At 48.4% G+C, this 22,388-nt stretch carries 16 protein-coding genes; all 16 read left to right on the top strand.

Annotated elements, in window-relative coordinates:
- Nucleotides 1-100 precede the first annotated feature (100 nt).
- The 16 genes from F2P67_RS23885 (at nt 101) to F2P67_RS23810 (ending at nt 22,348) form a co-directional block, all read left to right on the top strand.
- Nucleotides 101-916, top strand: coding sequence for an ABC transporter permease (locus F2P67_RS23885; RefSeq protein WP_166224549.1), 816 nt, complete (start codon nt 101-103; stop codon nt 914-916).
- Entirely contained in the window at nt 906-2,279 is a 1,374-nt protein-coding gene (locus F2P67_RS23880; RefSeq protein WP_166224546.1) for an ABC transporter ATP-binding protein, read from the top strand. The genes F2P67_RS23885 and F2P67_RS23880 overlap by 11 nt, the downstream gene beginning before the upstream one ends.
- Nucleotides 2,276-5,140, top strand: a complete 2,865-nt coding sequence (locus F2P67_RS23875) for a glycosyltransferase (RefSeq protein WP_166224543.1) — start codon at nt 2,276-2,278, stop codon at nt 5,138-5,140. The genes F2P67_RS23880 and F2P67_RS23875 overlap by 4 nt, the downstream gene beginning before the upstream one ends.
- Nucleotides 5,130-6,422, top strand: a complete 1,293-nt coding sequence (locus F2P67_RS23870; RefSeq protein ID WP_166224540.1) for a rhamnosyltransferase WsaF family glycosyltransferase — start codon at nt 5,130-5,132, stop codon at nt 6,420-6,422. Before F2P67_RS23875 ends, F2P67_RS23870 begins: the two co-directional genes overlap by 11 nt.
- 72 nt (nt 6,423-6,494) lie before the next feature.
- Nucleotides 6,495-7,592, top strand: a complete 1,098-nt coding sequence (locus F2P67_RS23865) for a methyltransferase domain-containing protein (RefSeq protein WP_166224537.1) — start codon at nt 6,495-6,497, stop codon at nt 7,590-7,592.
- 289 nt (nt 7,593-7,881) lie between these two features.
- Nucleotides 7,882-9,324: a UbiA family prenyltransferase gene (locus tag F2P67_RS23860; protein ID WP_166224534.1), complete on the top strand. Its 1,443-nt coding sequence runs from the start codon at nt 7,882-7,884 to the stop codon at nt 9,322-9,324.
- Complete coding sequence (locus F2P67_RS23855) at nt 9,321-10,613, top strand: FAD-binding oxidoreductase (protein WP_166224531.1); 1,293 nt, start codon at nt 9,321-9,323, stop codon at nt 10,611-10,613. The genes F2P67_RS23860 and F2P67_RS23855 overlap by 4 nt, the downstream gene beginning before the upstream one ends.
- A 1-nt stretch (nt 10,614) precedes the next feature.
- Nucleotides 10,615-11,361 carry an SDR family NAD(P)-dependent oxidoreductase gene (locus F2P67_RS23850; protein WP_166224528.1) on the top strand — a complete coding sequence of 249 codons (747 nt, stop codon included), beginning with the start codon at nt 10,615-10,617 and terminating at the stop codon, nt 11,359-11,361.
- Between the two features lie 162 nt (nt 11,362-11,523).
- Nucleotides 11,524-13,701 (top strand): hypothetical protein, encoded by a 2,178-nt coding sequence (locus tag F2P67_RS23845; protein ID WP_166224525.1) that lies wholly within the window; start codon nt 11,524-11,526, stop codon nt 13,699-13,701.
- A gap of 94 nt (nt 13,702-13,795) precedes the next feature.
- Complete coding sequence (locus F2P67_RS23840) at nt 13,796-15,499, top strand: hypothetical protein (protein ID WP_166224522.1); 1,704 nt, start codon at nt 13,796-13,798, stop codon at nt 15,497-15,499.
- Nucleotides 15,500-15,526: 27 nt separating this feature from the next.
- A complete protein-coding gene (locus F2P67_RS23835) occupies nt 15,527-16,465 on the top strand; it encodes an NAD-dependent epimerase/dehydratase family protein (RefSeq protein ID WP_166224519.1) in 939 nt (312 codons plus the stop codon).
- Nucleotide 16,466: 1 nt separating this feature from the next.
- Complete coding sequence (locus tag F2P67_RS23830; RefSeq protein ID WP_166224516.1) at nt 16,467-17,753, top strand: NAD(P)/FAD-dependent oxidoreductase; 1,287 nt, start codon at nt 16,467-16,469, stop codon at nt 17,751-17,753.
- Nucleotides 17,740-18,432 (top strand): class I SAM-dependent methyltransferase, encoded by a 693-nt coding sequence (locus F2P67_RS23825; protein ID WP_218583402.1) that lies wholly within the window; start codon nt 17,740-17,742, stop codon nt 18,430-18,432. The genes F2P67_RS23830 and F2P67_RS23825 overlap by 14 nt, the downstream gene beginning before the upstream one ends.
- Entirely contained in the window at nt 18,433-18,822 is a 390-nt protein-coding gene (locus tag F2P67_RS23820) for a GtrA family protein (RefSeq protein WP_166224513.1), read from the top strand. It begins immediately after the preceding gene.
- A 348-nt stretch (nt 18,823-19,170) separates the two neighbouring features.
- Nucleotides 19,171-20,091, top strand: a complete 921-nt coding sequence (locus tag F2P67_RS23815) for a glycosyltransferase family 2 protein (RefSeq protein WP_166224510.1) — start codon at nt 19,171-19,173, stop codon at nt 20,089-20,091.
- A 262-nt stretch (nt 20,092-20,353) separates the two neighbouring features.
- On the top strand, nt 20,354-22,348 hold the full coding sequence (locus tag F2P67_RS23810; RefSeq protein WP_166224765.1) for a polysaccharide biosynthesis protein: 1,995 nt from the start codon (nt 20,354-20,356) through the stop codon (nt 22,346-22,348).
- The last annotated feature ends 40 nt before the right edge of the window (nt 22,349-22,388 follow it).

Genomic DNA, 22,388 nt, shown 5'->3' with positions numbered 1-22,388 from the left:
ACGTGTCGTCAATGGAGTCAAAGGTATTTGACATGCCGGAAGGCTTTTCCAAAGGTCTTACTGTGTCACAACGTTTTGATGTGGTTGAGGTATTTGCCTGATGCAAGATTTCTCCGCCAGCCCTCGTGAGGTTGCTGCAAGCATTTGGCGCAATCGGAATCTGATATCCGCCGCCACCAAACGTGAAGTCATGGGGCGTTACCGTGGCTCTTTCCTGGGCATTCTATGGTCATTCTTCAACCCTCTTTTGATGCTGGCTGTGTACACCTTTGTATTCAGCGTTGTGTTCAAGGCTCGATGGGGGGGAAGTGAGTCCAAGACCGAATTCGCTCTCGTGCTGTTTGCCGGGATGATTGTTTTCAACCTTTTCAGTGAGTGCATTAACCGTGCTCCCAATCTGATCCTGGGCAATCCAAATTATGTAAAGAAAGTTGTATTTCCTCTCGAGATCTTACCTTTGATTGGATTGGGGGCGGCCCTGTTTCACTTTCTCATCAGCTTGGGCGTGTGGTTGTTCGCCTACGTCATTTTTTATGGCGTGCCTCATCTGACAGTTCTTTTTCTGCCGTTGGTCCTGATTCCTTTCATGTTGTTTATCATGGGGATTAGCTGGGCCCTGGCATCGCTTGGGGTGTATCTGCGCGATGTCGGTCAATTTATCGGCATCCTGACAACCGTTCTGATGTTCCTGTCGCCGATATTTTACCCGGTGTCGGCATTGCCAGAAGCCTATCGAGGTCTGATTTATATGAACCCGATGACACCGGTTATTGAGCAAACCCGAGCGGTTCTGTTCTTTGGCGTGGCTCCAGACTTTGCAATGCTTGGTATTTATCTTGTTGCTACATCATTGATAGCTTGGTTGGGTTTTTTCTGGTTCCAGAAAACGCGGAAAGGGTTTGCAGATGTCATCTGAAATTTCCATCGAGGTCTCTGGCCTTGGCAAGTGTTACCAGATCTACAGTAGCCCGCGCGATCGACTCAAGCAGTTCGTATTACCACGCTTGTCTCCTCTGATCGGGCGTGAGTCCAGGCAGTACTATCGTGAGTTTTGGGCGTTGCAGGACATTTCTTTCGACGTCAAACGAGGGGAAACCATCGGTATCGTTGGTCGCAACGGCAGTGGTAAATCGACGCTCCTGCAAATGCTCTGCGGTACGCTCAATCAAACGACTGGCAGCATCCAGTCCCATGGCCGAATCGCTGCATTGCTTGAGCTGGGATCAGGGTTCAACCCGGAGTTCAGTGGGCGCGAAAACGTTTACATGAGTGCTGCGTTGCTTGGACTGACACCTAAAGAGATCGATGAGCGGTTTGAAGCGATAATTACGTTTGCAGACGTTGGCGAGTTCATCGAGCAGCCGGTTAAAACATATTCAAGCGGTATGTATGTTCGATTGGCCTTCGCGGTCATCGCGCATGTTGACGCCGATATTCTTGTAATCGATGAAGCGTTGGCAGTCGGTGATGCGGTCTTCACCCAGAAATGCATGCGTTTTCTTCGGAAATTCAAGGAGCATGGCACGCTTGTTTTTGTCAGCCACGATATGGGTTCGGTACTCAATCTATGTGAGCGTGCGGTGTGGCTGCACCAAGGGCAGTTGCGCCAAATAGGTTCTTCGAAAGAAATTGCTGAAGCTTACTTGCAATACACATTGCAGGAGGTTTATGGGCAAGAAGAAACGCTGCAGCTTATCGAGTCTGGGGAAACAGGACTTTCGGACTCCAGTTCGGATATAAGCGCACGGGTAACTTCAGAATTTAATGCTCCGCCGGTGGTTGATTACGAGGCAAGCTTGCAAGTTTGCGATAATTTAACCGAAGCAAACGGTTGGAAGACTGGCGCTGGTGAAATTCTGTCGGTATCCATCGCGCCTGTATCAGTAAATTCGACCGAAGTGTTCAAGGGTGGAGATCGTGCTCTATTGACGATCAGTGGAAAGGTGCACCAAGAGTTTGAACGTCCGATTATCGGTTTTGTTGTTAAAGATCGCCTAGGTCAAGATCTATTTGGTGAGAACACTTTACCGTTTACTGACCGTCACCCCCGCCCATTGACAGCGGGCACGAGTTTCACCGGAGAATTTGTTTTTCGCTTGCCAATGCTGCCCAACGGGCAGTACTCAGTAATGGTCTCACTCGCAGATGGCGATCTTTACACTAACGTACAACACCATTGGTTACACGACGCCGTCATATTGAACGTATCGTCGAGTAAGGTGCGGTGGGGGTTAGTGGGTGTTGACTTTGACAGTGTTGAGCTAAAGGTAGCTACATGAATTCGTTATTTGAGCTTTACTCCCAGCATGAAGGCAAGTTGTCCGATAAGTGGTCGATCTACCTATCGGAATACGACAGAATTTTTTCGCCGTACCGCGACCTGCCGGTAAGATTCCTGGAAATCGGGATCCAAAATGGCGGTTCGCTGGAGATATGGGCCAAATACTTCAAAAATGCAGATGTCTTTGTGGGTTGTGATATCAATCCTCAGTGCTCTGTATTGAAATACGAAGATGAGCGAATCAATGTCGTCGTCGGCGATGCGACCACAGATATCTCCGAGCGGGTCATTCTTGGGCTCTCGCCGACTTTCGATATCGTCATTGACGACGGATCGCATACGTCGGGAGATATTACAAAAGCGTTCTCCAGATATTTTCCTGCGATAAATGACGGTGGTGTGTTTATCGCTGAGGACTTGCATTGCAGCTACTGGAAAGAATTTGAGGGTGGAATTTACCATCCGTATTCCTCCATTGCATTTTTCAAACGTCTGGCAGATATCGTCAATTTTGAACATTGGGGCGTAGAAAAAAGCAGGGATGAATTGCTTCAGGGCTTTTCACACGAATATGGAGTGAAGTTTACTGAGGATGACCTGGCGGCGATTCACTCAGTAGAGTTTTTCAACTCTGTATGCGTGGTTCGTAAGCGTGCTCCCTCGGATAATATTCTTGGCCAGCGTTACATTGGCGGTATCGACGAGAAAGTTGTTCCAGGTCATCTTAATCTGAAAGCAGAGTATTCAACTCCGCCGGCCCAGCGCAAAAATAACTGGTCATTGATGACTAGTGCACCCGAAGAGAAATGGGAAGAAGTCACTGGCAAACTGGTAGATCGCAATAAAGCTATCTACGAATTGCAGGCTGATATTACCAATCTCAATGCAAGTGTCGCAGGTCTGAAAGGTGAAATTTCACAACTTCGTCATTCGGCCAGTTGGCGTGTAACGGCGCCATTGAGATTCGCCAGTCGACAAGTGAGAAAGTTTGTCTTTTTAGGCAGAAAAATTCCACTTTTGTTTAAATTGGAAGGTGGGCTGGCGCACAATGCTCGCAAATTTTTCTCGCTTTACCGCCGCGAAGGTATTCCTGGTCTCAAACGAGTGATTTTGGCGCTTGGCAGCTCTCAGGGATCTCCCGTCTCTTCTGCGCCACTACCGATCGACTATGTCAGTTGGGTAGAGGAACACGACACGATCAATGAAAGTACTCGTGTTCAACTTCTCGCGCGCTACGAACAACTTGTTTCGAAGCCTAAAATTTCGGTAGTAATGCCTACCTACAACCCGAACCCGGTTTGGCTGGCGGAGGCCATTGAATCTGTACGCAATCAGGTTTACTTGAACTGGGAGCTTTGCATTGCGGACGATGCTTCAAAAGATCCTCATGTACGTGAAATTCTCGTTCGCTACATGCGTGAGGACGCCCGTATCAAGGTCGTTTTCCGGGAAAAAAACGGGCATATTTCGGCAGCGTCCAACAGCGCGCTAAGTATCGCTTCGGGGGATTGGGTCGCGTTGCTGGATCATGATGATCTGCTCGCTGAGCATGCGTTGCTCGAGATGGCTGATGCTATTAATAAGTTACCAAACGCGAAATTGCTTTACTCCGATGAGGACAAGCTGAATCCGCAGGGAGAGCGGTGCCTGCCATTTTTCAAACCAGGGTGGTCCCCTCATCTGGCTTGCTCGCAAGCTTATCTGGGTCACCTCGTGGTTTTTAGCATTGTCGATGGCATACCTGTTTTTGATGAAAGCGCCGTTGGTGCTCAAGATTACGATCTTTGGCTGACCATTGCGAGTAAGCTAAAGTCTGAAGAAATCGTCCACGTTCCGAAAATTTTGTATCACTGGAGAATGCATCAGGAGTCAACGGCAAGTAACCCTGAGAGTAAAAACTACGCCGATGCGGCGGGACTTCTCGCCGTCAATAAGTTTGTTTCCCAGGTGTACGGGAATGACTCGGTTGTCGCTGTTAATGGCGAAAATCTTTTCACCTACAAACTAGAGTTTAAAAAAGCCGCGTCGCTGAAATATTCGATTGTGATACCGACCAAGGATAAGGTCGAGTTGCTGTCTGAATGCATCAGTAGCATTATTGGCAAGTCCACATGTCAGAATTTTGAGATTATTGTTCTCGATAATAATTCCACCGAAATCGATACCTTCAATTATTTCGATTTTATTCAGAAAGAAGATTCTCGCGTTCGTGTTGTTCCTGCGGCGTTCGAGTTCAATTGGTCTCGATTGAATAATTTGGGTGCTTCGAAGTCCAGTGGCGACGTTCTGGTTTTCTTGAATAACGATACCTCGGTAATTTCACCCGATTGGCTTGAGAAGTTGGGCGGTTATTCTTCGCTTGATGACGTGGGTGTAGTAGGTGCGTTGCTGCTTTTTGCGGATGGCACCATACAACATTCGGGTGTCGTGGTAGGCATGGGTGGTTGGGCCGATCATGTGTATCACGCGCAGCCTGCGACGCACACGGGCGCAGGCCCGTTTGTTTCGCCAGTTCTGACTCGCAACGTCCTCGCGGTAACGGGGGCGTGCATGGCGATGACCAGAAGCAAGTTCGATCTAATCGGTGGATTTGACGAAAGTTTTATCATCTGTGGTAGCGATGTGGAGATCTGTGTTCGCGCGATGAAAAAGGGGTTCCATAACGTGATGTGCGCTGATGCACGTCTTTACCACTTTGAATCGAAAACCCGTTCGTCCTACGTTCCACAAAATGACTACGAGCAATCTGTGCTGAAGTATGCACCGTATCGCGTTGAGCAGACCGACCCTTACTTCAACCCACATCTAAGTCTGCAGTCTAAAACCCCAAGGATAGAGGGATCGCCCCGTGCTTCGTAAAATAGTTCGATTTGCACTTGGTAACAGACGAGTGCACGCCGCATTAAAAAGAGTGTACCAGGCCTCTGTGCCTGGCACTGTAATCGAGTCCGGTTTGCAAGTTGCCGTCCCGGAAGCGCTACCGCTTTTTGCTCGCAGAAGCAGCCTTTCTGGTCAGAGGCTGAATCTTGTGGTGCCGGGGCTTTCTACGAGGCATGTTTTTGGCGGCATATCCACTGCTCTGCATTTCTTCCAAGAGATGGCTGCTCATTTTGAGGATGTACGAATAGTCGTTACAGATGAGCTGGCGTTTGCTGTAGCTGATAACCCGGATTTTGCTGATTGGACGATTTTGAGTCTCGCTGATGATGATCGTCCAGGCAAAACTATTGTTTCCGCAGGCGACAGATCTAAATACACGCTGGCGATTCGCGAGGACGATGTTTTTATCGCCACAGCATGGTGGACCGCGGCAAATGTAAAAAAATTACTGGCACAACGCGCCAAGCTTTGGCCTGGTTGTAAAGAGGGTAAGTTTATTTATCTTATCCAGGATTACGAGCCCGGTTTTTACCCATGGTCAAGTCGCTATGCCCTCGCCGAAGCGTCGTATCACGATGGAAGTGATTGTGTAGCTGTTTTTAACACTTCTTTTTTGAAAAATTACTTCGACGCGAAAGGTTATACTTTCTACAAAAGCTTCGTGTTTGAGCCGATTTTAAACAAAAAACTACAGCCGTTTTTGACTGGTTGCCCTCTTAAAGCACGTGAGCGCCAAATACTTGTGTATGGGCGTCCGAGCGTCAACAGAAATTGCTTTGAATTGATAGTTACAGGACTTCGTCAGGTTGTCTCTTCAGCGGACTGTGGCGGCTGGTCTTTTGTTTCTGCAGGTGAGAGTCACCCGGATATTGATTTGGGAAAGGGTTTTTCGCTTAAGTCGCTCGGCAAGTTGTCGATTGACCAGTATGGCCGCCAATTACAGCAATCCTTTGCGGGCTTATCTTTGATGGTGTCTCCACATCCAAGTTACCCGCCGCTCGAAATGAGCGCATTTGGGATTAAGGTTCTGACCAATCGATATGACGAAAAATGTCTGTCGTCTTTGGCAAGTAATATAACTTCAGTAGATTATCTTTCTGGTGAGTCAATATCTGAGGGGTTAATCGGTATAATGAATTCTTATAAAGCTGATTCGTACGGGCATTTGCCACAAACCGAATTCTTTAAACAGTTTCGTGAAGTGGAAAACCCGTTCGTTCAAATTGTTCCCGCTATTGTGATTGAACTAAAGTTGGCTTGAATCAATAAAAGGTCGGCGTGCAATCATTGAGATTATGATTGAGATGAACCGAATGTTTAAGGAGAGGCAGTTATGAGCATGAGAGATAGTGTTCGCGCTGGTATCCCAGCACCAGAAGCTTCGGTTCTTGAGATCGGGCCTCTCTATCGTCCGTTCTTTCTCAAGTCAGAGACAGACGTGATTTATGTCGACCACGCTGATACGGATACTTTGCGTGAGAAGTACAGGGTTGGTCACGGCTTTGACGTGAAAGATATTGTTGAAGTTGATGCGGTTTGGGGAGACAACTCGCTGGTCAAGTGCGCAGGGCGTCAGGTCGACTACGTAATTGCCTCTCATGTTATTGAGCATGTGCCTGATTTGATTACTTGGTTTAAGGAACTGCAGGCTGTACTCAATTCCGATGGCCAGATTCGTCTGGTAGTGCCTGATAAGCGCTACACATTTGACTTTGCTCGCCGTGAGACTGCGTTGCAAGATTTAATTGATCCATATGCCCGACGTACTCGCCGACCGTTGCCTGCTAATATTTTTGATCATATGACGTATGTAAAAAAAGTTGCTGTCGCAGAGGCTTGGGATAAGCCATTGGATTCAAAAAAACTTGAGCCTCTTCACTCCTATGAAATGGCGATGAGTTTAGTGGAAGATGCACTTTCTTCGCAAAACTACCATGATGTGCATTGCTGGGTTTTTACTCCCTATAGTTTTGCTACCTTGATGCTCGAGGCGGCTGAGTATGGACTTCTTAATCTTGAATGTGTTGAATTTACAGATACACCGCATTACTCGCTGGAGTTTATCGTTTTTGTTCGCCCATCTTCTGACGTCTCAGTGATTAAAGAGAGTTGGAAGAAAATGCAGCAGTCTGTGCGGGTCGCTGTTGACTACCCAGAAATATTTTCATCTCTTAAGTCATGTGTGGCCCCTAAGGGTGTTTTTGAGGGTGGCTCTCTTTCACGCGAAATACAATTGGCTTCAGCGCTAGGGGAGTGTCAGGAAGATCTAAATATATTACAGCAGGAACTAGCGGAAGCTCAAGACGATTTAGCAAAGTTAAAGAGCGAATTGAGCATGGCCAAGCTCAAAAATACCGCTTACGAACACTCTCGATCTTGGCGTTTAACTGCACCGTTGAGAGCTATACAAAGGAAATTTTCAAATCGTTAAGTTTGTGCGTTTGGGAATATGAATGTTTTGTATGAGTTCAGATTTTTGGTTGTATGCGCTACCGATCGTTGCTTCATGATATTTGGATTTTTTAAGTGTTTTTTTGGATGGGACGTTGTCAGGTGGAGAAAAATTATTGTGCCGGAAGCATGGGAAGTGTGCTGCTGTTTACAGGCTGATCCCGGCGCGTGATTATGCTGGAACTGTTTTTTGTATCTATCATATTCCATGTTTGAGTAGGTGATAGACTTAATTTCGTACTTTTGATGATAGTTGCGCAGTAGAAACTATGAATAATAACGTAAGTTCGGTCCCGCTTTGTATTGATCTTGATGGAACACTTATACACTCTGACATGCTTCACGAGAGTGTTCTCGGATTAGTCAAAGCCGCTCCGCTGTCGCTTTTCCGATTGCCTTTCTGGCTAGCGAAAGGCAAAGCGGAAATGAAGAAGCAGATTGCCGAACGGACGGAATTCGATCCCTCTTCGTTGCCTTATAATCTTGACTTCGTTGCGTGGCTGCGTGAACAGCATGCGTCCGGTCGTCGTCTGATTCTTTGCACTGCTTCTGATCGATCTATTGCCAATCCGATCGCTCAGCACCTCGGATTTTTTGATGAAGTGCTCGCCAGTGACGGGCTGGTGAATCTTGCTGGCTCAAATAAGGCCAAGGCATTGATTGCGCGCTTTGGTGAGCAAGGTTTTGACTATGCGGGAAATTCCGCTGCCGACCTGAAAGTTTGGGAGCATGCGCGTCGAGCAATTGTTGTCAATGCGTCAACAGCACTCCAGGCCGATGCCAGCGCTTGTGCCGAAGTGGAGCAGGTTTTCGCGGGTATGAGTTCGGGGGCAACAACGTGGAGCAAGTTGCTTCGTGTACATCAATGGCTGAAAAACGGTCTGCTCGCCGTTCCGCTGTTTGCAGCGCATGGTGTTGCCGAAAGTGGCTCATGGTTAGCATTACTCCTTGCTTTTGTCGCGTTCAGCCTCTGCGCATCTTCGGTGTATATAGCGAACGATCTTCTAGATTTGGAAAGTGATCGCCAGCATCCACGCAAAAGCAAGCGTCCTTTCGCGGCAGGGCTTGTACCTGCATGGAAGGGGGTGCTGCTGGGGCCGGTCTTATTGGTAGTCAGCCTTTTGATCGCAGCCCAAGTCGGTCCAGGCTTTTTGGCGTGGCTAAGCGTCTACTTTGTCCTTACGTGTGTTTACTCTTTCAAACTCAAGCAACTCGTCCTCATTGACTGCCTGACCCTCGCTATTCTTTACACCTTACGAATCGTTGCGGGCGCTGCTGCGGTGGGTATGGTTTTGTCGTTCTGGTTGCTCGCTTTTTCGGTTTTTCTCTTCTTGTCACTGGCGTTCGTCAAGCGCTTTGCGGAGCTGCAGATGCAGTTATTGCACGGCAAGCACAAGGCGCACGGTCGCGGCTATTTCACTGATGATGCGCCTTTGATTCAGATGCTGGGGGTAGCATCCGGCTTCTCTTCGGTGCTGGTGCTGGCGCTGTACCTGAACAGCGTTGATGTTCTGCGCCTTTATCAACATCCCGAGTGGGTCTGGGGGAATGTCCCCGTCATGCTGTTCTGGATCAGTTGGGTGTGGTTGCGCGCGCATCGCGGGGAAATGCATGACGACCCTTTGGTCTTTGCCGTAAAAGATAAGGCAAGTCTATTGGCGGGTGTCGTCTTTGCGATGTTTATCGCTATCGGCGCGGGCGGCTGGGTATGACTTGTGTCGGTTCATGGGGTCGGCTCAGTGAGCTACCGCATTTGGTTCAGCCTCTCTCTCATAAGGCACGGCTGACTCTAGAGTCTGGACAAAAGGGATTGGCTTACGGCAACGGTCGAAGTTATGGCGATGTCTGCCTGAATCCTGACGGCGTTCTATGGACGACCAGTGGGCGCGATCATCTAATTGCCTTTGATGACGAAACCGGCGTACTTGAGTGTGAAGCAGGGATTTTATTGCGAGATATCCAGCGCACTTTTGTGCCTCGGGGCTGGATGTTGCCGGTAACACCTGGCACCCAACTGATCAGTGTTGGGGGAGCAATTGCTAATGACGTGCACGGCAAAAACCACCACGTGATGGGCTCTTTTGGTGATCATGTGTTGGCGCTCCAACTGCTTCGCACGGATGGTGAGGTGATTGAGTGCGGTCCGTTCGAGCGGTCTGACTGGTTCGCTGCCACTGTAGGTGGTATGGGGCTTACCGGTGTAATCACACAGGCTCGACTCCAGTTGCGGCGCATTGGTGGGCCATGGTTGGAAACAGAAAATACCCCTTATGCTGGCCTCAATGAATTCTTCGAGCTTGCTGATGGTTCGGAAGCAAGCTGGGAACACACTGTCTCCTGGATCGATTGCGTCTCCCGCACCAGTGCACGGGGCATATTCATGCGCGGTAACCACGTTGATATCGCGCAAGGCCCCGGGTCGAAATCCTCGAGCGTTACAGTACCGTTCGTGCCGCCGATTTCCCTGGTGAATCGGTTGTCATTGAAACCGTTCAACCTTGCTTATTATCAGTTGCAGGCTCTGAAGCGCGGAAAATCCGTCGCGCATTACGAACCGTTTTTCTATCCACTCGATAATGTACTTGAGTGGAACCGGATTTACGGCCCTCGTGGTTTTTATCAGTACCAAAGTGTCGTAGCGCGTGCAGCAGGGCAAGACGCTGTTGATGCCATGTTGAAAGAGATCGCAAGATCAGGAGATGGCTCATTTCTTGCTGTTCTGAAGACCTTTGGCAATCGTGTCCCTGTAGGGATGATGAGCTTCCCTCAACCTGGTGTGACTCTGGCGCTGGACTTTCCAAACCGAGGCGCACACAGCCACTCGCTGTTTTTGCGCCTGGATGCCATCGTCAGCGAGGCCGGTGGTCGTATATATATGGCTAAAGATGCACGCATGCCACGCAAATTATTTGAGTCGGGCTATTCGCGACTGAACGAATTTTTGAATTATCGTGACCCGGGCATCAGCTCGTCGATGTCACGTCGTCTAATGGGGTACTAGCTTGAGCAGAAAAATTGTAATTGTCGGCGCAACGTCTTCGATCGCTGAGCATTGTGCACGCCTATGGGTGGCTGAAGCTGCATCGGAACTCGTACTTGTCGTCAGAGACGCTGCGAAAGCGGAGCCCATTGCTGCTGACCTGCGAGTTCGCTCACCAGCTTCATTGATTTCCATCCGCACAGTTGAGTTTCTTGACGCTCGTGCAATTAGCGCCTTCGTTGAGGAAGTAAGTAACTCGCGGTGCCCGGACGTTGTCCTGATCGCTCACGGTTCGCTACCGGATCAGCATGCCTGTCAGCAAGATTTAAACGTCGGGCGGGAAGCTCTGGAACTTAATGCCATTTCTCCTGTGATGTTTGCTGAAGCATTCGCTACCCAGTTTGCAATGGTCGGCAAAGGCACGTTGGCGATTATCGGCTCCGTGGCGGGGGATAGGGGGCGGAAGTCTAATTACGTCTACGGGGCGGCTAAGGGATTGGTCACACGTTATGTTGAGGGATTGCAACATCGCTTCGCGGCCACAGATGTGAAGATCGTATTGGTAAAACCTGGTCCAACTGATACTCCTATGACGGCTCATTTAAAGTTGCAGGGCGCGAAGCTGGCAAGTGTCAGTGATGTCGCTCACGAAATTGTTTCAGCAATAAAGGTTGGATCCCCGGTTTTATATGCTCCACGCAAATGGGCGCTGATTATGTTTGTGATAAGAAATCTTCCGCGCTTTATATTTAATAAAATGGACATTTGAGCGGGTTAAGTTTCATTTATGGTAACTCTATCTAAGAAGCGACTTGATTTCATAATTAATTTTATAGTGTCATTTGTTCTTTTTGTTGCATGCATCTGCGTTTTTGTTCCTTTTCTACCATTGATGCCGATTGAGGGGTTGGACCCGTCTTGGTATATAGGTATGAATCAGGCAGTTGAAAATAAACTGCATTTTGGGAGTGACTTAATATTCACCTATGGTCCCTATTCTTCAATCAGTACTGAGATGTATCACCCGTCAACTGATACGAAAATGCTCTGGGGTAGTGGATTTCTTGGGCTGTGCTTCGGACTCGTTCTTTTGTTGTTGACCTTTGAGCGTCCGGTGTGGTGGAAGTTGCCGCTGATAATGGCAATTTCCGCAGGTTTCTTTACTTGGGATGCCCTGATTTTTTTCTATGGGGTGGCCGTCGGCATTTATTGTTTGTTGAATCTTCCCAAGAAAACAGGGTGGCTAATCGAGTTTTTTGCTTTTTCTGTTTTAATGTTTTCTTTGGGTTTGCTTCCCCTTATTAAAGGGACTTTTATAATCTTCTGTGTCGTTGTTGTTGGTTCAATAACCTTCCAAGCTTTGTATTTGCGACAATGGATGCATGCGTTGATTTCCCTCGTGTTTCCAGCTTGCGGAGTATTGTTTTTTTGGGGGCTGTCGGGACAGCCACTTCTGAGTCTGTCAGATTATTTTGTTTCGATGATTCCAGTCGTAGCTACTTATACTGAGGCGATGAGTACGCGTGGTGATGGTTTAAGTGTATTTTCCTTCGTGCTTGCTGTTTTGGTGCTCGTTTTTGCTGTATGGAAGATTGTGGGGCTGGAGTTTTTAACTAAGTTTAACTTGTTTGGTTTGCTAGCTCTTGTTTCATTTTTGGTATTCAAGGCCGGATTCGTTCGACATGGTCATGAGTATGTGTCGGGCGACTTTATTTTAGCCGTTGCCATGTTGATGATGGTCGTCAGGTGTTCGAGATATTTTATTGTTGCGTTTGTGCTCTCTGTTTTTGTTTGGGTGCAGGTGGATATCGGTGGCCGAACATCGAGTGTCGGAACGCTGCCGACGAACCTGGTTAGCAATTATAAACGTGATTGGGAGGGTTTGAACTTACGCCTCTTTCAAGTGGGCGGGTTGAATCGAAAGTATGAAGAAAGTCTTGTAAAAATCAATCGGCACTTTAAATTGCCAGATGTTAAAGGGTCGGCGGATATTTATTCTTTTAATCAAGTTAATCTATTGTCCTCAGGTGCGCGGTGGAATCCTCGACCAGTTTTCCAAAGTTACGCTGCGTATAATGAAACTTTGGCTGAAATAAACAAGGCTCATTTAATTGGTGCTAATGCGCCTGAGAATATATTTTTTAATGTTGAGCCAATTGATGGGCGACTTCCATCTTTAGAGGATGGTGTGAGTTGGCCCGTGCTCTTGTCGAAATATCAACCTGAGGCTTATGAGAATAAATTCCTTCTTCTTCAGAAAAAACAAGATGATTCTGGTTTTAATGAGGTCGACTTAAGAAGTAGTAGGGAGAAGGTTGGAAGGAAAGTTTCTATTAGCGCTAATAATAAGTTGTTGTTTGCGAAGATATATATCAATAAGACCTTTTTTGGGCGCGTGGTCGATTTGTTATTCAAGCCGGATGAGCTAGCAGTTATTGTTGAGTTGAGAGGGGGAGAGACAAAGCGCTTTAGGTTGATATCCAGTATGGCTAGATCTGGATTTGTTTTATCACCATTGATTCAGAATAGTTTGGATTTTGGGCTTTTGTACAATGGTACTAAGTATCTGGGTGACAAAGAGGTAATAGGTATTACGGTGGAGTCCTCTCACTCCAGGCAGTGGGAGGACTCCTATTTGCTTGAGTTGTCAGAATTGAGTATGCCGAAAAGCACTGAGGTTGAAACCGCGTTCAATTTTGTCGATCCCTCAGTCAGAAAGAAAGAATTTACCTCGCAAGAAACGTGCGAAGGAAGCATCGAAAGTGCTAACGGCACCTCACTTGGAGGATTCTTCAGTGCTAGCACTGTGTTGCGTGTAGACGGCTGGATAACGCCTTCCATTACGAACGGATTGTTAGCAGATGAGGTTTTCGTAGTATTAACCGATGACGGCGGGAAGGATTTACTGCTGCCTGCGAAGCGGGTTTACAGACGGGATGTCGGCGAATATTTGGCGAGTAAAAAACTTGAGAACGCAGGATATAGCACGATTGCTGATGTTTCTGGGCTGGCGGGTAACTATCGTTTGTCTATAGCATATGAATATACTGGGAAGCTGGTGCGTTGTTCAAACTTGGAGATTAGAGGGCATCTGGCGGGTGGCAACTAATGTCGCGGTTGCATGATTTAGATTCAGTGAAAATCAATGAGGTTGACGCCAGGTTAAGCAGGCGTCTATCACTTAATTCAATGGAGGGGGCTTAATGGGCGGATTGAGAAGTATAGGTGGTGTATTGCTCGCTCTGGCTGGCTTGATTTGCGCTGCAATTGTTGTCCTTGCTATAGCCGGTGCGGTAATCAATTACTCGCCTGTGCCGAATGCCGATATGTGGAATGGAGCTATCGGATTTGTATTGGATGTTGATGACGGACAGTATGCTGCATGGTGGGCGCAACACAATGAACATAGAATCCTCCTTTCACGATTGTTTTTTTGGCTTGATATAAAGTTATTTGGTGGGATTGGTGTTTTCCTAGTTGTAACTAATTACGTCCTGGTGGTTTGCTCAGTTATTACGTTTTTTTCGTTTGTAAATAAATTGTACGGGGGGCAAAGGAAGTCTCTACAAGATGGAAGAGTTCTGTTGTTGATGTTGGCTACGGCCTTCCTCTTCCTTTGGTCTCAAGAAGGTAATTTGGAGTGGGCGTTCCAGTGTCATTTCTTTTTAGCGCAACTACTACCTCTTTGTGCTTTGTTTTGGCTTGCTAAAAGTGTTGAAAGTGGCAGTCGGCGTGATTTTGTAATTGCTAGCTTGCTTGGCGGTGCTTCAGTTTGGGCGTTAGCAAATGGAGTGTTGATTCTCCCTTTGATGATCCTTTACTCCATTATCCTTGGTTGTGGTATTAGACGAACCGGTTTCATATCGGCGCTTGGCGCGATTATGGTCGTGGCTTACTTTTATGACTATCATGCCCCGGAACATCACGGGCATCTTCTTGATACCTTGAAAAACCATCCTTGGGATTTGCTGCACTACACAATGCTTTATTTGGGAGGAGCGGCATTTTATATTTTCGGCCAAGGGGAGGCGGGTAAGTTATTAGCGCTTCTATCCGGGATGATTTTGACAGGGGCTACTGCCACTATAGCTTGGGTGCAATTTAAGAAGGCCAACAAAAATCCTTTCATCGTAGCGCTGATTTTTTTTATTGTTTACATTGGTGGTACTGCCTTCGGCGCCGGAGGAAGCCGGCTGATTTTTGGCATGGATCAAGCCCTATCCTCCAGGTATACGACTCCTTCGAATATGGCATGGGTTGCTCTTTTTATAGTTGTTTGGCACGAACGATATTTGGCGTTTTTAGGTAAGGTTGCTCCAGTTGTCGTAGTAGTATTTATGTCATGCATGTTGGTTTTTCAGTTGGATGCGCTGAAATCAGCTCGGGAAGTGATCAATACTAGAGAAATAGCGGCATTGGCATCAGCTCTTGATATTGATGATGTTGAATATATTAGGAATGTATTTCCTGATCCTTCCTATGTTCTCGATATCACCAAACGTGCGATTGATAGTAATTATTCGATATTTAATACCTATCCGTACAAGGGATTGAAGAAAGAGATCGGTAATCGATACGATGCTGGTCAACAGCCCGCTTGCCTCGGATCACTCGAGAGAGTGCTGCCTCTGCCGGGGGTTGAAAGCTATGTACGAGTTAATGGTTGGTTGTTTGATCCACATACCAAGACAACGCCAAAACTCATTCGCTTTACGGGAAGCGACGGTGCCGTGGTGGGTTTCGCCTTTACCGGTGGAGTGCGGGAGGATGTGAGGGATGTCATCAGTCACAAAGCCGGAACTTCAGGGTTTACTGGATATATTTTGTCCTCACAGTCAGGGGCGCCAATAACGGCCACTAGTAACGACCTCGGTTGCGCGATCAAATTTACCGTGCAGTCCATGTAGGGCTGCGAAGGAATAAGGAATACATCAATGAGCGGCTTAAAAGTTTTACTCCCTGGAGGAGCAGGCCTGGTAGGCCAGAATCTTGTTGCAAGATTGAAGGATAAAGGTTACTCCAATATTGTTGTGCTTGATAAGCATCGCGCGAATATCGAAGTGCTGAAACGCGTTCAGCCTGATATTACAGTCGAATACGCTGACCTGGCTGAGCCCGGTACGTGGCAAGATCATTTCGTTGGTGCCGATGTAGTAGTGATGTTGCAGGCACAGATAGGTGGAAATGACTATCAGGAATTTGTTCGTAATAATGTTGACTCAACACGTTTGATACTTGAATCGATCAAGGTCAATAGTGTGCCTTACCTGGTACATATCAGCTCCTCAGTCGTTGAGTCCGATGCCGATGATTTCTACACTAACACAAAAGTTGCTCAGGAAAAGATGGTGCTTGAAAGTGGAGTTTCTTGCCCTGTCCTTCGGCCAACGTTGATGTTTGGCTGGTTTGATAGAAAGCATTTGGGGTGGCTGTCGCGTTTTATGGCAAAAGTTCCTGTGTTCCCAGTTCCGGGTGACGGCCGATACATGCGTCAACCGCTCTATGTCGGCGACTTTTCGAACATTATCATCAGTTGTATAGAGAACCGCGTTCGCGATGGGATCTATAATATTTCCGGGCATGAGAAGGTTGATTACATCGATATTATCCGCGAAATCAAGCGTGCCACTCGTGCCAATGCGATGATCTTGCGTATCCCATATGGCCTGTTTTATGCGTTGTTATGGGTCTGGGGTTTGTTCGATAATAACCCCCCTTTTACCACCCAACAGTTGGCTGCGTTGAGCGCCAAAGACGAGTTTGAGGTGATCGATTGGCCGGGAATTTTCGGTGTGCCTTGTACATCGTTCAAAGCCGCCGTGGACGAAACATTTAACGACCCGCGGTACAGCGGCGTTGTGCTGGAGTTCTAAGATGGGACAGCGGATTGCGGTTTTGGGAGCGGGGCCGATGGGCCTGGCTGTCGCCTATCAATTGGTGCTGGATGGTCATCATCCTGTGCTATTCGAGGCGGACGACCGGGTGGGCGGGATGACTGCATGTTTCGATTTCAATGGCTTGGAAATCGAGCGCTATTATCACTTTCACTGCATCTCCGATCACGACTTCCTGCAGGTGCTTGGGGAGTTGGGACTCGCCGACCGTATGCGCTGGGTCGAAACGAAGATGGGTTACTGGTATCAGAACCGCTTGCAGGCCTGGGGTAATCCGGTGGCGCTGCTCAAGTTCCGTGGTTTGAGTTTCATGGCCAAGTTCCGCTACGGCTTACACGCGTTTCTCTCCACCAAGCGTAATGATTGGCGTCCGCTCGACAATGTTGAAGCGGCCGGGTGGATTCGACGTTGGGTGGGTGACGAAGCGTGGGAGGTGTTGTGGCGCAGGCTGTTTGATTACAAATTCTATAACTACGCCCATGGGTTATCGGCCGCATGGATCTGGAGTCGTATTCGCCGTATAGGCCGTTCACGTTACAGTCTGTTCCGCGAAAAACTTGGATACCTCGAAGGCGGCTCGACAACGCTGTTGCAGGGACTGAAAGGCGCAATCGAAAGTCGTGGTGGCGAAATCCGGCTCAAGTGTCCGGTCGAAAAAGTGATCATCGAGGGCAGTGCGGTCACTGGTGTGCAAGTGGGTGGTGTCGTAGAGTCCTTCGACAAGGTAATCAGTACCGTGCCATTGCCCTATGTGCCGCGACTGATGCCGGATTTGCCGGCAGATATCCTTGAAAAATTTACGGCTACCAAAAATATTGCTGTTGTCTGTGTGATTGCCAAACTGAAAAAGGCGGTCACCGAGAATTTCTGGCTCAATACCAATGACCCTGACATGGATATTCCTGGGCTTGTTGAGTACAGCAATCTCCGCCCGCTCGACCAGCATGTTGTGTACGTGCCGTTTTACGTGCCCGGTGAACACCCGACTTTCGCTGAGCCAGACGAAGTGTTCCTGGCCAAAGTGCGCAGCTATCTGAAGAAAATCAACCCGCAGCTCAGCGATGACGACTTTATCGATATCCGCGCAAGCCGATACCGATATGCACAACCTATCTGCGATCCAGGCTACCTCGACAAGCTTCCCCCCGTTGAGCTGCCGGTGAAAGGATTGTGGGTGGCAGATACCTCCTATTACTATCCGGAGGATAGAGGTATCTCGGAAAGCATCGGGTTTGGTCGTCAGATGGCTAAGAATGCAGCTTCTTAAAGTGGAAAAAATTATGGATACGCGGTCGACGGATTTGCAGGAAGAGTACCAAAAGCGCTTTCAGGGTGCTGACCAGTACCGAGACGCTGTCTGGAAAATTCTCTGCGATGAGTTTTTTTCCAAATATATTGGCAAAGACAGTGTTTTGCTCGATTTAGGGGCAGGGTGGGGCGAATTTTCGCGGAACATCAGTGCGCGGAAAAAGTATGCGATGGACCTGAACCCGGATTGCGGAACTCGGGTGGCCGGCCATTCTACGTTCTTGCTTCAGGACTGTTCCACCACATGGCCAATCGAAGATGCCTCTCTGGATGTCGTCTTCACCAGTAATTTTCTTGAGCATTTGCCCAGCAAAGACTTGGTCGACAAAACACTGCGTGAGGCATTTCGGTGCCTGAAGCCGGGTGGGAAAATCATCTGCATGGGGCCCAACATCAAGTTTGTACCTGGGGCTTATTGGGATTATTGGGATCACTATATCCCTATCACCGAAGATTCCATGGCTGAAGCGCTTTCGCTCAAGGGTTTCAACGTGGTCAGAAAGGTTGATCGTTTTCTGCCTTATACGATGTCCGGCGGAAGAAACGCACCGCTGATTGCAATTCGTCTTTATCTAAAAATGGCGTTTGCCTGGCGATTCTTCGGCAAACAGTTTTTAGTCATTGCAGAGAAGTCATAAGTGGCCGTAAAACAGTTTGCTTTCTTTCTCGCAAGCGGTGGGCTTGCTGCTGGTTTGAATTGGGGATCCCGCTTTCTCTTTTCTGTGTTTTTCCAGTTTGAGATTGCAGTGGTTCTCGCTTTTCTGGTCGGATTGCTTTCTGGCTTTATCCTGATGCGCCTGTTTGTATTTGACGGGGCCGGCAAACCGCTGGCACCGCAAATCGGCAAGTACATTGTCGTTAACCTGTTGGCGCTTGCTCAGACTCTGATCATCAGTATCGTGTTCGCTCGTTGGGTGCTTCCTGCGATGGGCATTGTTCAGTACGTCGAAGCGACCGCGCATCTGATAGGCGTATTGATCCCTGTCGTAACCAGCTATTTTGGACATAAGCTTTTGACTTTTCGGTAAGCGTTCAACCGCTATCACCGGGTATCTTTAGGTCGAGGGTTGCGTAGGGGGTGAGGTTGATTTTTACGTCAACTCAGCCCCGGACGTTACCTCGATTTCCCGCGGCATATCGTGAAACAGTTCACGCCATCGCACCCAGCTATCGGAAAGGCGAGGTGATCAAGCCGTATTCTTCGCTGAACGTATAAGTCTTTGTCGGCTAGCCTGTGTATAGGCTGGAATCAAGAGCGCATTATCTGTATCGTTTGCCGCATCGAGGTGATTACCCACAGCCTTGAACTGATGTTGCTCGATTATCATTTTTTTGAAGTTAGGTATTTACCGGTTGCGCGTATTAGTTGAGTTTATATGAATAACACGGTTCCATCGATCTGCGCTGTAGTCATAACGTTTCATCCAGACCTGGACAGATTGGAGCAGCTTATTTGTTCATTGGCGACTCAAGTGAATACGATTGTTATTGTTGATAATGGATCTTTCGAGTCTTTAGATGATTTCGCTGCAGCTCAAAACTTGCCGGATCAACTGGTGGTTTTAAGTCTTGATGATAATTTCGGTATCGCTCATGCCCAGAATGTTGGTATTGACTATGCCCGGAAAGTACGTTCTTCTCATGTCATTTTGTTTGATCAGGACAGTTGTCCTGAGCCCACCATGACTGCAGAGCTTTATCAGTCGGCGTTTGAGTTACAGCAATCTGGTGTTCGTTTGGCCGCGGTGGCCCCTGCTTATAAGGATTCGGAGCAGGGATCGCTTTCAAGTTTCGTGCGCGTTGGTTTGTTCGGCTTTAAACGATTGGCATGTACCGAAGGAGATCGCGTAGTCGAGGCCGACTTTTTAATTGCTTCTGGCTCATTGATACCTATGTCGGTTATCGATGATGTCGGCGAGATGGACGCGAGTTTGTTTATTGATCACGTTGACACTGAGTGGTGTTTTCGCGCCAAGTCAAAAGGATACAAGTTGTTCGGTGTGTGTCAGGCGGAAATGCTTCATTCGCTCGGTGACCGTAGGATAAGGGTCTGGTTTCTAAGGTGGCGAACAATTCCGTATCATTCGCCATTTCGCTACTACTATATGTTCAGAAACAGTGTTTTGCTTCAGAGAAGATCTTACATGCCGGTCAACTGGAAAGTGGCTGATTTAACGCGCTGTATTGTTGTATTTTTATTTTTCGGAATTTTTTCTTCTTCGCGGAGTGCCAGTTTGAAAATGATGCTCCGAGGTTTTCGAGATGGGCTGAAAGGCGTGACGGGTAAAATCAAATAAAATATCACCTCAACATGACGAGGTACCTTTCAAATTCAACCTGCGCTCACGGGGATATCGTCGCTTTCTATGAATGAGCCGTCATTTTCCTCAACCCCGAATTTTTCTTGACCAGCGGTCGACCCATAGAGGAACGTATGTTTCTCAGTCGGTTCAAAGTACAGCGGCTACCATTCAGCTTTATAGTGTTAAGGCTTGGCGATAGAATCCGTCAAAATCTCGCGGTCTGTTGAATGGAGTCTCCTAGGTGCTGGAAAGCAATATGGACAGGGTTAGGATGTTTCTGTTGGCGCTCCCGCGCCGGCAAAAGAGGCTTTTGCAAGTCATCACTGATGTGGTTCTGGTATGGATCGCTCTTTGGATGGCTTTTGTCGTTCGACTGGGTATTGACGAAATGGTCAACCCTTTCAAGGTTCACCTTTGGTTGTTCCTGTTCGCGCCTGTGATCGCGATCCCTCTTTTCATACGCTTCGGCATGTATCGCGCTGTGATGCGCTATTTTGGCAACGACGCGCTTGTCGCCATCATCAAGGCAGTCACGCTTTCATCACTGATTCTGGCATTGGTCGTTTACTGGTACAGCAACCATGAAGCCGTGGTGCCGCGATCCATCGTCTTCAACTATTGGTGGCTCAGTCTTGTCATCATTGGTGGTCTGCGGTTGTGCATGCGTCAGTATTTCATGGGGGATTGGTTCAATGCCTCCCAACATGTCCCGTTTACCAATCGGGATGACGGCCTCACCAAAGTTGCCGTTTATGGTGCTGGTGTCGCCGGTAACCAGCTGGTGGCAGCGCTTCGGATGGGCCGTGCAATGCGCCCTGTCGCTTTTATCGATGATGATGCGAGCATTGCAGATCGCTCGATTGCAGGTCTTCAGGTCTATAAGCCTAAAAATATCCAGGTAATGATCGACGAAACAGGCGCACAAGAAATTCTCCTCGCCCTTCCATCGTCAACCCGTGCCCGGCGCAGAGAGATTCTCACCATCCTCGAGCGTTTCCCTCTACATATACGCAGCGTTCCCAATTTCACCGATCTGGCCAGTGGGCGAGTCAAGGTCGAAGACATCCAGGAAGTGGATATTGCAGACCTTTTGGGGCGCGACTCGGTTCCCGCGCAACCGGATCTGCTCGAGCGTTGTATCAAAGGCAAGACCGTGATGGTTACGGGGGCCGGCGGTTCGATTGGCGGGGAGTTGTGCCGGCAAATTTTTGCCTTGGGTCCCACCACGCTTTTGCTCTTCGAGCACAGTGAGTTCAACCTTTACAGCATACTTTCGGAACTGGAGCAGCGCGCCAGCAGGCAGTCGGTGCCTGTACGTCTACTTCCAATCCTCGGCTCGATCAGGCATCAGGACAAACTTCTGGATGTGATGAAGACTTGGGACGTAGATACTGTTTACCACGCGGCTGCTTATAAACATGTGCCAATGGTCGAACACAACATCGCCGAAGGCGTACTCAATAATGTTATCGGCACGCTCAATACTGCCCAGGCTGCATTGCAGGCAGGGGTTGCCAACTTTGTATTGATTTCAACCGATAAGGCTGTGCGCCCAACGAATGTCATGGGCAGCACCAAGCGTTTAGCCGAGCTGACCTTGCAGGCCCTCAGTCGCGAGATTGCGCCAGTACTGTTTGGTGAAAACGGAAAGGTATCGCGAGTCAACAAGACCCGTTTCACCATGGTGCGCTTTGGCAACGTTCTGGGCTCTTCAGGGTCAGTCATCCCGCTGTTTCACAGCCAGATCAAATCCGGTGGTCCGTTGACGGTCACCCATCCCAAAATCACACGTTACTTCATGACCATTCCCGAAGCTGCACAACTTGTGATTCAAGCAGGTTCGATGGGGCAGGGGGGAGATGTGTTTGTTCTGGACATGGGGGAGCCGGTAAAAATCGTCGAGCTGGCAGAGAAGATGATTCATCTGTCCGGTTTGAGTGTCCGTTCGGACAAGAACCAGCAAGGCGACATTTCCATCGAGTTCACAGGGTTGCGTCCTGGCGAGAAACTTTACGAGGAACTCTTGATCGGCGACAACGTTGTCGCCACGCAGCACCCGATGATCATGAGCGCCAACGAGGATCACCTGCCTTGGGACGTCCTCAAGGTTCGTCTGAAAGAGTTGTTGGTGGCGGTCGATCAAGATGATTACGATCGTGTACGCCAACTCCTGCGCGAAACCGTCTCCGGCTACACCCCCGACGGCGAAATCGTCGATTGGATCTATCAGCAGCGCCATCTCGACTCCTGATTGTTTCACATCCTGTAACGCACGCATTTTTGACTTGTCG

Origin of the sequence: Pseudomonas atagonensis, assembly GCF_011369485.1 — a bacterium.
GTDB lineage: Bacteria > Pseudomonadota > Gammaproteobacteria > Pseudomonadales > Pseudomonadaceae > Aquipseudomonas > Aquipseudomonas atagonensis.
This window is presented reverse-complemented; position numbering and strand designations above follow the sequence as displayed.

What these genes read in the sequence shown, in the direction of transcription:
- F2P67_RS23885 (WP_166224549.1), top strand. Translation starts at nt 101, where the DNA reads ATGCAAGATTTCTCCGCCAGCCCTCGTGAGGTTGCTGCAAGCATTTGG.
- F2P67_RS23880 (WP_166224546.1), top strand. Translation starts at nt 906, where the DNA reads ATGTCATCTGAAATTTCCATCGAGGTCTCTGGCCTTGGCAAGTGTTAC.
- F2P67_RS23875 (WP_166224543.1), top strand. Translation starts at nt 2,276, where the DNA reads ATGAATTCGTTATTTGAGCTTTACTCCCAGCATGAAGGCAAGTTGTCC.
- F2P67_RS23865 (WP_166224537.1), top strand. Translation starts at nt 6,495, where the DNA reads ATGAGCATGAGAGATAGTGTTCGCGCTGGTATCCCAGCACCAGAAGCT.
- F2P67_RS23860 (WP_166224534.1), top strand. Translation starts at nt 7,882, where the DNA reads ATGAATAATAACGTAAGTTCGGTCCCGCTTTGTATTGATCTTGATGGA.
- F2P67_RS23855 (WP_166224531.1), top strand. Translation starts at nt 9,321, where the DNA reads ATGACTTGTGTCGGTTCATGGGGTCGGCTCAGTGAGCTACCGCATTTG.
- F2P67_RS23845 (WP_166224525.1), top strand. Translation starts at nt 11,524, where the DNA reads ATGAATCAGGCAGTTGAAAATAAACTGCATTTTGGGAGTGACTTAATA.
- F2P67_RS23840 (WP_166224522.1), top strand. Translation starts at nt 13,796, where the DNA reads ATGGGCGGATTGAGAAGTATAGGTGGTGTATTGCTCGCTCTGGCTGGC.
- F2P67_RS23835 (WP_166224519.1), top strand. Translation starts at nt 15,527, where the DNA reads ATGAGCGGCTTAAAAGTTTTACTCCCTGGAGGAGCAGGCCTGGTAGGC.
- F2P67_RS23830 (WP_166224516.1), top strand. Translation starts at nt 16,467, where the DNA reads ATGGGACAGCGGATTGCGGTTTTGGGAGCGGGGCCGATGGGCCTGGCT.
- F2P67_RS23825 (WP_218583402.1), top strand. Translation starts at nt 17,740, where the DNA reads ATGCAGCTTCTTAAAGTGGAAAAAATTATGGATACGCGGTCGACGGAT.
- F2P67_RS23815 (WP_166224510.1), top strand. Translation starts at nt 19,171, where the DNA reads ATGAATAACACGGTTCCATCGATCTGCGCTGTAGTCATAACGTTTCAT.
- F2P67_RS23810 (WP_166224765.1), top strand. Translation starts at nt 20,354, where the DNA reads ATGGACAGGGTTAGGATGTTTCTGTTGGCGCTCCCGCGCCGGCAAAAG.